12 protein-coding genes are annotated in these 12,127 nt (G+C 34.7%); 3 read left to right on the top strand and 9 right to left on the bottom strand.

Annotated features, from left to right (window positions below; genetic code table 11):
• The first annotated feature begins 7 nt into the window (after window positions 1–7).
• Window positions 8–286 carry a TM2 domain-containing protein gene (locus FLV_RS06445; RefSeq protein WP_243232025.1) on the top strand — a complete coding sequence of 93 codons (279 nt, stop codon included), beginning with the start codon at window positions 8–10 and terminating at the stop codon, window positions 284–286.
• A gap of 59 nt (window positions 287–345) precedes the next feature.
• On the opposite strand, the gene FLV_RS06440 is transcribed toward FLV_RS06445, so the two are convergent.
• Window positions 346–2,151, bottom strand: a complete 1,806-nt coding sequence (locus tag FLV_RS06440; RefSeq protein WP_243232022.1) for a GNAT family N-acyltransferase — start codon at window positions 2,149–2,151, stop codon at window positions 346–348.
• Window positions 2,152–2,265: 114 nt separating this feature from the next.
• On the opposite strand from FLV_RS06440, the gene FLV_RS06435 reads away from it, so the two are divergent.
• Both FLV_RS06435 and FLV_RS06430 read left to right on the top strand, forming a co-directional pair.
• Window positions 2,266–3,027, top strand: a complete 762-nt coding sequence (locus FLV_RS06435; RefSeq protein ID WP_243232021.1) for an exodeoxyribonuclease III — start codon at window positions 2,266–2,268, stop codon at window positions 3,025–3,027.
• Between the two features lie 245 nt (window positions 3,028–3,272).
• A complete protein-coding gene (locus FLV_RS06430) occupies window positions 3,273–4,214 on the top strand; it encodes an OmpA family protein (protein WP_243232019.1) in 942 nt (313 codons plus the stop codon).
• A 442-nt stretch (window positions 4,215–4,656) separates the two neighbouring features.
• Here FLV_RS06430 and FLV_RS06425 read toward each other — a convergent pair whose 3' ends face one another.
• From FLV_RS06425 to FLV_RS06390, 8 genes are all read right to left on the bottom strand, one after another.
• Complete coding sequence (locus tag FLV_RS06425) at window positions 4,657–5,826, bottom strand: beta-ketoacyl synthase N-terminal-like domain-containing protein (RefSeq protein WP_243232017.1); 1,170 nt, start codon at window positions 5,824–5,826, stop codon at window positions 4,657–4,659.
• Window positions 5,827–6,076: 250 nt separating this feature from the next.
• The gene (gene bioA, locus FLV_RS06420; protein ID WP_243232015.1) at window positions 6,077–7,348 is read right to left on the bottom strand and encodes an adenosylmethionine--8-amino-7-oxononanoate transaminase; all 1,272 of its coding nucleotides are present in this window, start codon (window positions 7,346–7,348) and stop codon (window positions 6,077–6,079) included.
• 184 nt (window positions 7,349–7,532) lie between these two features.
• Window positions 7,533–8,150: a dethiobiotin synthase gene (gene bioD / locus FLV_RS06415; RefSeq protein ID WP_243232013.1), complete on the bottom strand. Its 618-nt coding sequence runs from the start codon at window positions 8,148–8,150 to the stop codon at window positions 7,533–7,535.
• 169 nt (window positions 8,151–8,319) lie between these two features.
• Window positions 8,320–8,937, bottom strand: a complete 618-nt coding sequence (locus FLV_RS06410; RefSeq protein WP_243232012.1) for a hypothetical protein — start codon at window positions 8,935–8,937, stop codon at window positions 8,320–8,322.
• On the bottom strand, window positions 8,927–9,430 hold the full coding sequence (locus FLV_RS06405; protein WP_243232011.1) for an RNA polymerase sigma factor: 504 nt from the start codon (window positions 9,428–9,430) through the stop codon (window positions 8,927–8,929). The genes FLV_RS06410 and FLV_RS06405 overlap by 11 nt, the downstream gene beginning before the upstream one ends.
• A gap of 7 nt (window positions 9,431–9,437) precedes the next feature.
• Window positions 9,438–10,301 (bottom strand): TraB/GumN family protein, encoded by an 864-nt coding sequence (locus FLV_RS06400; protein ID WP_243232010.1) that lies wholly within the window; start codon window positions 10,299–10,301, stop codon window positions 9,438–9,440.
• A 64-nt stretch (window positions 10,302–10,365) separates the two neighbouring features.
• The gene (locus FLV_RS06395; RefSeq protein WP_243232009.1) at window positions 10,366–10,551 is read right to left on the bottom strand and encodes a hypothetical protein; all 186 of its coding nucleotides are present in this window, start codon (window positions 10,549–10,551) and stop codon (window positions 10,366–10,368) included.
• Window positions 10,552–10,770: 219 nt separating this feature from the next.
• Window positions 10,771–11,940 carry an aminotransferase class I/II-fold pyridoxal phosphate-dependent enzyme gene (locus FLV_RS06390; RefSeq protein ID WP_243232008.1) on the bottom strand — a complete coding sequence of 390 codons (1,170 nt, stop codon included), beginning with the start codon at window positions 11,938–11,940 and terminating at the stop codon, window positions 10,771–10,773.
• Window positions 11,941–12,127: the final 187 nt, after the last annotated feature.

Below are 12,127 nucleotides of genomic sequence, written 5' to 3'. Positions count from 1 at the left end.
TTATAACATGGAAACTACAAGACCAACGGAACACTGGAATAATCCTCCGGTTCGAAGAGAAGAAAACAAAAAAGTTGTTGCAGGCATTTTGGGTATTTTAGTAGGTTATTTAGGAATTCACAAGTTTTATTTAGGCTATACCAAAGAAGGAATAATTCAGATATTGCTTAACCTTGTTTGTGGACTTGGAGGGCTAATAGGACTTATAGAAGGAATTATTTATCTTGTAAAAACAGATGAAGAATTCTATCAAACTTATCAGGTAGGTAGAAAACCTTGGCTTTAAAACATAAGAAAAAGGCTTTTCATTTTTGAAAAGCCTTTTTCTTTTTATATCAATTTTAATTAATTGTCTTCTTTCTCCGCTAATTTGCGTTCCAGTTCTATCTGAAACTCTTCAATAACCGGTTTCATAGTGCTTTCAGGAATATCTGCGATTCTGATGTACATTAAACCGTCTACGGCGTTATTGAACAACGGATCGACATTAAAAGCAACAACACGTGCGTTTTGTTTGATGTATTTTTTAATTAAAACAGGCAAACGTAAATTTCCAGGTTCCAGTTCGTCAATTATTTTGTCGAATTTATTTAAATCTGATTCGGCTTCGTCGAAGATAAAATCTTTATCAGCATCTTTCAGTTTTACTTTATAAGCCTTTTTCGGATGGATATATTGTGCAATATAAGGATCGTAATAGTTCGACTTCATAAACTCAATCATCAATGATTTTGAGAAGTCAGAGAATTGGTTGCTGATGCTTACGCCGCCCAGTAAATACTTGTGCTCAGGATAACGCAATGTCGTATGGATAATTCCTTTCCATAATAAGAACAATGGCATAGGTTTTTGCTGATATTCTTTAATGATAAAAGCACGACCCATTTCGATTGATTTGTGCATCATATCGTGCAGTTCAGGCTCAAACCTAAAAAGATCATTCAGATAAAAGCCTTCTAATCCGTATTTTGGATAAATTTCAGCACCTAATCCCATACGGTACGCACCGGCAATTTTTTTAGTATCCTCATCCCATAAAAACATGTGGTGGTAATACTGGTCAAATTGGTCTAAGTCAATAGATTCGTTGGTTCCTTCGCCAACTTCACGAAAAGTAATTTCACGTAAGCGACCAATTTCATGTAAAATATTCGGAATGGATTTTGCCCTTGCAAAAAAGACTTCGTAATTTTTACTTTGTAATAATCGGCAATCACTGTTTCTCAATGCCTGAACTTCATCAATCATTTTTGATTCGTTGGCAGGAGTAACGATTTTTTTAGGGGCTTTAGGGATTTTTAAATTGGCCGGATCCAATAATTTGCTGTCCTTTTCAAAAGGATTGGCCAGCATATAGGTCTTCTTTCTTAAGAATTCTGAATACTCTTCAAATGATTCGATTTCGTTTTGTTCGTTCACCGAAATTGGTTTCCCAATACGAACCTTAATCACACGGTCTTTTTGTGTAAGCAGTTCAGATGGTAATTTTGCTGTACGTAACGTATCATCAATTTTAGAAAGCCAATAGAATAATTTACTGTTTTTAGCGTGAAAATAAATCGGTACAACCGGAACTTTTGCTTTTCTGATCAGTTTTATAGCACCTTCTTCCCACGGTTTATCAACAACTAATTTACCGTCTTTGTAGGTCGAAACTTCACCGGCAGGAAAAATTCCCAAAGGTTTTCCGTCACTTAAATGACGCAGCGTTTCTTTAATTCCAACCACGCTTGATTTAGCATCCTTATGATTTTCAAAAGGATTAACCGGCATAATATATTTCTTAAGCGGAACGATTCTGTGTAGTAAGAAATTCGCAATAATCTTGAAATTTGGCTCTCTTTCAAGCATTAATTTCAAAAGTAAAATACCGTCAATTCCTCCAAGCGGATGATTGGATATGGTGATGTAAGCACCATCTTTAGGCAGACGTTTCAAATCTTCTTCCGGGATTTCGAATTTGATTTCCATCTCATCCAAAATTCCGTTTAAAAAAGGAACATCTTCTAAATGTTTATTGTGATCGTAAATTTTATTAAGAGTAGAAATCTTAAGAACCTTCATGAGAATCCAGCCTGAAAAAGTACCAAAAACTCCGTACTTATCAACATTTATTGCCTTTGCAACTTCTTTCGCGGTAACTAAACCCATGTACTTTTTTAATTTATTAGAACAGCGAACAAAGATAACAAAAAACTCTACTTTTAGCGTTTGTTATGCAAACTTTCCGCATTTTTATTACTTTTGGATATCTAAAAAAATCGCATGAAAATTATTTCTTATAATGTAAACGGAATACGCGCAGCTATTTCAAAAGGATTTATTAATTGGCTTCAGCAGGCTAATCCGGATGTTATTTGTCTTCAGGAAATTAAGGCAACTCAGGATCAGATTCCGACAGAAGATATTACTGCAGCGGGCTATCCGTACCAATATTATTATCCGGCAACCAAAAAAGGATATAGCGGTGTAGCTATTTTGTCGAAAATTGAACCCCAAAAAGTGGTTTACGGAACCGGAATTCATCACATGGATTTCGAGGGGCGAAACCTGCGTGTCGATTTTGATGATGTTTCTGTAATGAGTCTCTATCTTCCATCGGGAACCAATATCGAAAGATTAGACCATAAATTCATGTTTATGGATGATTTTCAAAACTACATAAATGAATTAAGAGCAACCATTCCAAATATCATCATTTGTGGCGATTACAATATTTGCCACGAAGCAATCGATATTCACGATCCGGTTCGCAACAAAACCGTTTCAGGATTTTTGCCTCAGGAACGTGCCTGGTTAGATGGCTTTATGAAAACAGGTTTTATTGATAGTTTTCGCCATTTCAACAAAGATCCGCATCATTACACGTGGTGGAGCTATCGTGCCGGAGCAAGAGGAAATAACAAAGGCTGGCGTATCGATTACAATTTGGTAAGCGAACCATTGGAGCACAGATTGAAGCGTGCTGTTATTCTCCCGGATGCCGTACATTCAGATCATTGTCCGGTTTTGGTCGAAATCGAGTAATTTTGGTATTGTTATTGTTAGACAAAGCCCGGTTCTAAGTCAAAAACAATTGTCATCCTGAGCGGAGTCAAAGGCTTTAAAGTGAATAACAGATTTATTTAGCAGACTAATAATAAGGAGCTATTTCCTGCTTTCCACTGCAATCTTTTTGTTTTTAAAGAAAAAACAAAAAGGATTTCCGTTTCAATCAGGGCTAGGGCTTCACGGTAAAAAAGAATATTAACCTAATTATAAAATACCATAAAATGATTAAAAAAGCCTCACTGGGATTGCTGGTTTTAGCACTTTCAACGTCTTGTGTTTCTAAAAAAATATACAACGATTTGGAAACAAAATATTCAGATTTAAAAAAAGAAAATCGTTCGATTGCTGATGAAAACGCAGATCTAAAAACTGCAAAAAACCAATTAGAATTAGAACGTGATAAATTAACCAAAGATTTAAACAGCGCTAAAGATGATCTTGCCAAACAAAAAGCTGATCTGGCCGCTGCACAAAATAAATTCAAAGTTTTGCAGGATTCATACAATGCGCTTGAAAAAAACAGCAACGATGCATTGGAGAAAAACATGAACAAAAACCGTGATTTGCTGGCAGAATTAGAAGCTAAATCAAAAAAATTAGCTGAAGAACAGGCTCGTTTGGATAAAACCGCAAGCCGTTTAAATGAATTAGAAGCAATGATTGCAGCAAAAGAAGAGGCAATGAGAAAGCTAAAAGAAACCTTATCTAAAGCTTTAAACGGTTTCGAAGGAAAAGGTTTGACAGTTGAGCAGAAAAACGGAAAAGTGTACGTTTCTATGGAAAACAAATTGCTTTTTAATTCAGGAAGCTATGCAGTGGGTTCTGAAGGTAGAAAAGCGGTTGTAGAGTTAGGAAAAGTATTGGGAGACAATCCGGATCTTTCTGTTTTAATCGAAGGCCATACAGATGATGATCCATACGCAGGTTCTGGTCCAATAGCCAACAACTGGGATTTATCGACAAAAAGAGCGACTGCAATTGTGGCTATTTTAAGCGAAAATGCTAAAATTAACAAACAAAAACTAACAGCTGCCGGTCGTAGCGAATTTTCTCCTTTAGCAAGCAATGCAACTCCTGAAGGAAAAGCTAAAAACCGTCGAATCGAAATCATTTTAACACCAAGACTAGATGAAATCGCTGATATGCTAAACAGTATCAACTAAGCTGAATTTATAAAATTCAAAAGGCTCAGAGTTTTAAACTTTGAGCCTTTTTTATTGATATTCTTTAAAATCAATTTTATAGGAATCGTTCCTGCGGAACTTCTTAAATATAGTATCGTATATTTTCAACGGATTAAAATCCGTTGCTATAAAATAAATCGTTCCTCTGGAACTTTTATATTAAGATATTACCCGTTGGGTGCAATTATTAAAAACACCAGTTGAATTTTCTACCGAAAATCACCCGAACTGACGAAAAGTTATCATCAAAAACTAATTACATCAAACGGATTATGATATTGTAATTAATTAGGTCAAAAATATTCTGGTATAAATTAGGACTTAATAAAAAGCCGTGGGCTTGTATTATATTGTAGCGACGGATTTTAATCCGTTGATATAAAAAGGCATTAGAAATTAAGTTCCGTAGGAACGATTCATATTATGCTTTTTCAATCAAAACACTCACAGCATTTCCACCAAAACCTACTGCATTAATGAGTACTTTTTTGATAGTTTTCGTCTGATTTTGTGCTTCAGCAAACGGAACGTTGATAAATTGATTGTGCTGAATCATCAAAAGTGCCAATTCTAAACTCAAAATTCCTGAGGCTCCAAAAGTGTGGCCGATTTTCCATTTGTTGGTAGTCAACAATGGTAAATTTTCTCCGAAGACTTTTTCGATCGCGCGCAGTTCCGTTAAATCACCTTTTATGGTTCCGGGAGCATGCATGACAATTACGTCTATATCTTTTAAATCGGTTTCTTTTAAAGCCATTTTCATCGATTTCTGAAAGCAGTCCGCTTCTGCAGAAATCGAAATATTGTGTTCTAAAATTTCAGTTGCATAACCAACACCTGTTATGTAAGCAATTGCATTTTCTGCTTCACCGGCTTCCAGACAGCAAACGCCGGCAGCTTCACCTAAAATCATGGTGTTTTGCGTTTTTTCAAAGTCAAAAGCCAGATTGGGCCATGCTTCCTGTGTTTGATTAATGCGTGAATATATTTTTAAAGCTCTCATTTGAGCAATCGTAAAATCGGTTAAAGGAGCTTCACTTCCGCCAACTAAAAATTTATCAGCCATTCCTGATTTGAGCCATGCAACACCATTTAAAATCGCATGAAGCGCAGTAGAACAGGTAATAGAATGTGAAATTTCAGGACCTGTACTTTGTAAATCGTGAGCAATCCAGGAAGAGATATTTCCTAAAGTGGTGGTAGGAGAGGCGAGGGTCTGCGCTTTTCCGGTATCGATGTATTCTTTGTAATGTTTTTCGAATAAATCGGTTGCACCTCTTGAAGATCCTATGTTAATTCCGAATACATCATCAGAATTCCATCCTGCCTGTTTAACCGCTTTTCGCGAAGCTGCCAAAGCAAACAAAACAGAATCGTCCAAAAATTTATACTTAGGATCTGATTCACGGACTTCAGCAATAATTTGTTTAGATTCAGCTTCAAGTGCTGCTACAGAAGTTTCCTGCTGATCTAAGAATTGCTGCGAAAAACAATGCTGATCGTTAAGGTATTTTTTCCAGACTTCTTCAGCATTATTTCCTAACGGAGAAATGGAAGAAAAAGCGGTTATGGAGATTTTATTTGTATTCAATTTTTTTTATTTAACCGCAAAGTTCGCAAAAGTTTACGCAAAGTTCGCAGTGTTTTAAACAAAAATTAAACTATATAAGAAATTGAAGTTCATTTAAGGTTAAGTGTTTTGCTTTACTTATATATAATTCAATGTCCGGCTGAGCGTAGTCGAAGTCTTTGTTTTCATAAGCCTTCGACTCCGCTCAGGGTGACAGTCAGGTATGCGAGGCAAAGTTAAATGAACTTATATAACTTAGGTTTAAAAAAAATTAAACCATCTCTATCGCTTCTTCAATGGTTTTATATACCTTTTGAAGCTGTTCGTCTCTCATAATGTAAGGAGGTAAAATATAAACGATGTTTCCAACCGGACGTAAAACAACACCATTTTCAATAAAGAAATTATATAATTTGGTACGCATAGAACCATAATAACTTTCCTCTGAATCTGATTTAATTTCGACCGCAAAAATAACCCCTAATGTTCTGGCTGTAATTACTTTTGGATGGCTTTCAATTTTCTTTTGGAACTCTAAATGATTTTTATTGATTCTTTCAATATTGGACTGCATTTCATCGGTTTGCAGTAAATCGATACTGGCCAAAGCCGCTGCACAACCTGTTGGATTGGCGGTAAAAGTATGTCCGTGAAATAATGCTTTGTTAATGTCATCATCATAAAAAGCGTCAAAAATCTCCTGTGTAAAAGTTGTAATCGCCATCGGGATTGTTCCTCCTGTTAAAGCTTTTGAAAGGCACATCATATCAGGATCTGCATCAACATAATCCATTGCAAAGGTTTTTCCGGTTTTGCCAAAACCTGTCATGACTTCATCGGCGATGGTTAAAACTTTGTTTTCTTTACAAATTGAAATAAGTTTGTCCAGCGCCTCAGGTTCGTACATAACCATTCCTGCTGCTCCCTGTACCAAAGGTTCAAAAATAAATCCGGCACAATTATGATGCTGAATTACATTTTCCAGCGCCTCAAAACTAGTTTGTTCCTGACCTTTCACCGGAACCGGAATCCGGACAACATCGATAAACATTCCCTGAAAAGCCTGAGTGTAGAAAGAGATTCCGCTTGCTGCCATCGCAGCAAAAGTGTCTCCGTGAAAAGCATTTTCAAAAGCAATTATGGTGGTTCGTTTTTCTCCTTTATTGAAGAAATATTGCAAAGCAACTTTAATAGCAACTTCGACAGCGGTAGAACCATTATCCGAGAAGAAGATTTTTTGCTGATTTTTCGGCAAAATTTCCATCAGTTTTTCGGCTACTTTTATAGCCGGTTCATGTGTAAAACCGCCAAACAAAACGTGTTCGAGTGTTGTGAGCTGTTTATAAATCGCATCTGCAATAAATTTATTACTGTGTCCAAACGGATTCACCCACCAGGAAGCGATGGCGTCAATATATTCTTTATTGTTTTCGTCCCAAAGTAAAGCGCCTTCGCCTCTCGAAATAGCAATTGGTGTTTGAGAAGTTTTATGCTGAGTATAAGGATGCCAGAGATATTGGCTGTCTTTTTCTGTTAAAGTCATTTTTTAGAGAATAGGTTTATAGAGTCAAGATGAAAGAAGAAAGACGCTATAATTTACGCAAAGATAAGAAAGTCTGTTTGCTTACCCTCAATTACCACCTCTATTCTCTTGCTTCTTTACTCTATTTTTACAGATAAATTAGTTAGTTAAATTCTCTTTCTTCTTGACTCTTGCCTCTAAACTCTCACAACCCAAGAAGGTTTTCCCGAAACAAATCGGCGTATTCCCGAATTACATCTTGGTCAAAATACGGTTCTTCATCAATTCTTCCGATGTGTTTTATTCCGGTTTTGTTCAGAATCAGGCTTTCAGTCGATTTGTTTTCGCTTCCGCTAAAGATAATTCCATGTACTTGAAAACCTCTGTTTTGTATGGCTTCAATCGTTAATAATGTATGATTGATGCTTCCCAGATAATGTCTTGAAACCACAATGATTTTATAGTCGGGCTGAATTAAATCAACGATGGTGTCTCTTTCGTTTAAAGGAACAAAAATACCGCCGGCACCTTCAATTACCAGATGATTTTCAGTTTTTGGCTCCCGAATTTCTTTCAAATCAATTGAGATTTCGTCAATTTCAGCTGCCAGATGCGGACTGGCCGGCGTGTTTAATTGATATGAGTTTGAATGGAATTTAGATTTAGAATTTGAAATTCGGGATTTTACTTTATGAGTATCTGAATTGTCAAGATCGCCTGCCTGAATTGGTTTCCAGTAATCTGCTTCTAAAGCTTCGACAATAATGGAAGAAGCAATTGTTTTGCCTACATCTGTAGAAATTCCTGTAATAAATAGTTTCATAGGTATTTTGTTTCACTGAGATTCACAAAGAGAAAAACACAGAGATTCACAAAAAAAAATAATTTTCTTCTTTGTGAATCTTTGCGCTTACTTTGTGGGTCTCTTCGTAATGATTTATGCAAAAATACCAATAAAAACAACAAACCCATCATTACGATGGGCCTGTGTTTTATTCTTCTTTTAATTCGTCGATTACTTTTTTGATTTCTTTAGCATATTTTCCGTAAAATAATTTTGTATGTCCTTCGGTCATAAACCACATCAAAATCATAAATACAAAGATTATCAATATAAAGATTACTGCTGCACTTTCCTGATTTGTATTTAAAATAAGATTTAACAGTTTGCCTGATTTTTTACCTAATGGGATTAAAAACATATAAAACAGTCCAAAAGGAAACAAAGCATAGGTGAAAGATTTATAAGCCTCAATAAACAATCTGATATTATAGTATATTTCGTATAAATTATCTTTCGTTGTGGTTGCGATGTCTGTAAAGTTTTTATAATATATATTCAATCTTATTATAAAAAATATTGAGATTATTATTGATACTGCATACAGTAAATAATACGCAAGTAAAAAACTATATTTCAGATCAATACATAACGGAATTACCCCTACTAGAACAATTGAAACTATTTGGATAATCAGTTCTTTTTTTAAATTTTTTTTAATTTTATCCAATGGCGTATTCACCGACTGAATTTTTTCTAAATTATCCGGAAGAACGATATTCTCCGTCTTTTCGTTATTCCATGCGTTTTGTATATCGTTAAAATCCATATCCTTGATTTTTTATAATTTCTTTTAATTTTTCTTTTGCTCTGTTTAATTTTACTCTGGCGTTACCTTCGGAGATTCCAAGATTCTCGCCAATTTCTTTATGAGAGAATCCTTCTAACTGATAGAAAATAATCGCCTTGTCAATTTTTTCAAGTTTCTGAACGGCTATATAAAAATGATCCAGCTGGCTTTCTTTGATATGTGAATCACCTTCGTCATCTTTAATGTTTTCTGAGGCTATTTCGTATTTATCAACTTTTCGTTTTTCTTTTCTCAAAAAAACAATCGCTGTATTTACCGCTACCCGATACATCCAGGTCGAAAATTGACTTTCGTTTCTAAAAGTTTCATACGATTTCCAAAGCTGACAGACAATCTCCTGAAAAAGATCCTGCTGATCATCAGGATTGTCCATGTACATCTTAGAAACTTTGTATAGGATTCCCTTGTGCTTTTCGATTCGGGTTAAAAATTCTTGTTCTTTTTCTTTCAAAACGATATTATTTCGTTATTGGTTTTACTTTATATCCTGCTTTTTTCAATAAATTAATTAATCCCAATTCTCCTCCTAAATGTCCTGCACCAACCGCTACAAATAAACTTTCTTTTTTCATTAGTTCAGGCAATTGTTTTACCCAGTCTTCATTTCGATTGTCCAGCATGTATTTTTTTGCCTTAGTATTCATGTATTTTTCATTGGTGATTCCTTTAAACAATTCATCTAAATTTTCACTTTTGTAATTTGCCACTAATTTACTTGTTTCGTTTGTATTATACTCTGCCAAAGAAGCGATCATCTCTTCATCAGAATAAGCATTTTCAACGCTTTTTAATTGCGATTTAATTGTTTCTAAGCTAGCGGTTTCTATATTTCGGGCTTTTGCCATTTCAATAAAATTCATTTCGTAAAACTTTAAATCTTCACAACCAAAAGTTTTCATTGAAATTAAACTCATTACGGTCATTAAGCTATAGCTGTCTACTTGCTGAACACTCATTCCTGTTGTTGTTTTCAAAATTTTGTCTAAATCGGCGAGTTGCGTTGGCGTTAATTTTTTGCTTAATGGTTCTGTTCCCATCGCCATTTTTTGCATGTCGGTTAATTCTTTTGGATCGGCAAGATTTACTTCTAAAACCAATTTGTTTGATGTTTCAAATGCTTTTTTTGTTTTTTCGGAAAGAAAATAATCCGATCCGCAAATCATATGAACAGTTCCGTATAAATAAGATGGTTTTGCTAATCCGTTTCCTGAAACTTCCCATAAAAGAGAATTTTCTAGTTTTGGAGATTTTGTTTGCGCTTGAGCCGATGTGCTAAAAACTAATGCGATTACTGCGATTATTGATTTAATTGAATTTTTCATGATTGATGTTTGATTAAGTTGATGATGACTTGATGATGATTGAAACTCGCTTTTACTATTTGTTTTATTTTTTTCTTTGCCATGAAGCAATGGATGCAAAAAATAAGCAGATCATAATGAGAAGCATATCTTTGTTTGGTTTGTCTAAAATAAAGTTGTTTATTAAAGAATAGGAAAGCCCTAAAGAGCTTAAAGTGATGAATGCAGAATTGAATATTTTTTCGATTACTGTAGTGGTTTTGGTTTTCATAATATTTAGATTTATTTGATTACGACTCGTAAGTGACTAAACATTCAAAACGTTACAAAAAAAATAAACTTTTTTTTAAAAAGTGAATAAATACGGCGGATGAGAGAGGGAAAAAAATATAATTTCACAGTGATATACAAAGAAAATACACAGAGATTCGCTAAAAAACTTTGTGATTCTTGTAGGTTATTTTTGTGTATCCCTGTTGAATAATCAAAATTAAAAGACGAAGTCTCTCAGTAATTCTAAAACCAGAGAAATCTCTTCTTGTGAATTATAACTGTGAATGCAAAAACGCAAACGTTCCTGACCTTCCGGAACCGTAGGTGAAAGTATCGGTTTTACATCAAAACCTTTGTCCTGTAATTGCTGTGCAAGTCTCTTTGCGTTTTCATTGCCGGGAATAATGGCTGATTGAATGGCTGATTTGCTTCGGACAAACATGGGTTTTAAGCCTAATAAATTTTTCTGCTGATTAAAAAACACAATGTTTTGTCGTAATTTTTCAATCGTTTCTTTTTCAATTTCTAATTGTTGATAGGCTATCAAAATTGTCGCCACAGAATGAGGCGATAGTCCTGTTGTATAAATAAAACTTCGGGCAAAGTTTACCAGGTATTCTTTAAGATCGGTGTTTCCTAAAATGACAGCTCCATGGCAGCCTAATCCTTTTCCGAAAGTCATTATTCGGGCAAAAATTCGATGGTGCAGTTGAAGATATTGAATGAGTCCTTCTCCTTTATCGCCAAAAACGCCCAAAGTGTGGGCTTCATCAACAATCAAATAACAATTGTATTTTTCTGTAAGTGTTACCAGTTCTTCCAGATTAGGATTGTCACCATCCATAGAAAAAACGGTTTCAGTAACAAGGTAAATATTTGTTAGCCCTTCGACTTCGCTCAGGGTGACATTGGTTTCTCGAAAACGTAAAATCAACCTTTCTAAATCTTCAAAATCGTTGTGCTTAAATTTATATGATTTGGCATTCGACATCGTAATTCCGTCCCGAATTGAAGCATGACTTAATTCATCGTACAAAATAACATCATTTCGTTGCGGTACAGCGCTAAAAAAACCAACATTGGCATCATAGCCCGAATTAAAAATTAAAGCTGATTCTGACTCATGAAATTCGGTAATGAATGTTTCTGCAACTTGATACAGAGAATGGTTGCCTGAAATTAAGCGTGATCCTGTTGCGCCATTCTGAAAAATCTCATTTTCCAGTAAATAAGCATGCGTGTGTTTGAAAATAGATTCTGATTTTGAAAAACCAATATAATCATTAGACGAGAAATCGACCAGATTATTAAATACAGGAAGTTTTCTAAGTGAATTATTCAGCTTGCGATTCTCAAGTTTCTGATTTAGGTTTTCAGGTAATTTCATAAAAGCAAAGTTAGAAAATTGACAGGAATCTGGGGCTAATTTCACAAAATCAAAGGAGAGAGATTCGGTTTTGGTAAAATGAAATTTTAAAATAAGTTTAATTGTATTGTTTAATGATTATGAATTATTGTTTTTCGATAATTTTTATATATTTGCATCAAACATAAACGTATCAATTATGAAAAAC

The sequence above is a fragment of the Flavobacterium pectinovorum genome (assembly GCF_022802975.1).
Taxonomy (GTDB): Bacteria; Bacteroidota; Bacteroidia; order Flavobacteriales; family Flavobacteriaceae; genus Flavobacterium; species Flavobacterium pectinovorum_B.
The sequence above is the reverse complement of the archived record's forward strand: the minus strand, read 5'-3'. Positions and strand labels throughout refer to the sequence as shown.

What these genes read in the sequence shown, in the direction of transcription:
- bioD (WP_243232013.1), bottom strand. Translation starts at nt 8,150, where the DNA reads ATGAAACTATTTATTACAGGAATTTCTACAGATGTAGGCAAAACAATT.
- FLV_RS06410 (WP_243232012.1), bottom strand. Translation starts at nt 8,937, where the DNA reads ATGGATTTTAACGATATACAAAACGCATGGAATAACGAAAAGACGGAG.
- FLV_RS06390 (WP_243232008.1), bottom strand. Translation starts at nt 11,940, where the DNA reads ATGAAATTACCTGAAAACCTAAATCAGAAACTTGAGAATCGCAAGCTG.
- FLV_RS06440 (WP_243232022.1), bottom strand. Translation starts at nt 2,151, where the DNA reads ATGGGTTTAGTTACCGCGAAAGAAGTTGCAAAGGCAATAAATGTTGAT.
- FLV_RS06430 (WP_243232019.1), top strand. Translation starts at nt 3,273, where the DNA reads ATGATTAAAAAAGCCTCACTGGGATTGCTGGTTTTAGCACTTTCAACG.
- FLV_RS06395 (WP_243232009.1), bottom strand. Translation starts at nt 10,551, where the DNA reads ATGAAAACCAAAACCACTACAGTAATCGAAAAAATATTCAATTCTGCA.
- bioA (WP_243232015.1), bottom strand. Translation starts at nt 7,348, where the DNA reads ATGACTTTAACAGAAAAAGACAGCCAATATCTCTGGCATCCTTATACT.
- FLV_RS06445 (WP_243232025.1), top strand. Translation starts at nt 8, where the DNA reads ATGGAAACTACAAGACCAACGGAACACTGGAATAATCCTCCGGTTCGA.
- FLV_RS06435 (WP_243232021.1), top strand. Translation starts at nt 2,266, where the DNA reads ATGAAAATTATTTCTTATAATGTAAACGGAATACGCGCAGCTATTTCA.
- FLV_RS06400 (WP_243232010.1), bottom strand. Translation starts at nt 10,301, where the DNA reads ATGAAAAATTCAATTAAATCAATAATCGCAGTAATCGCATTAGTTTTT.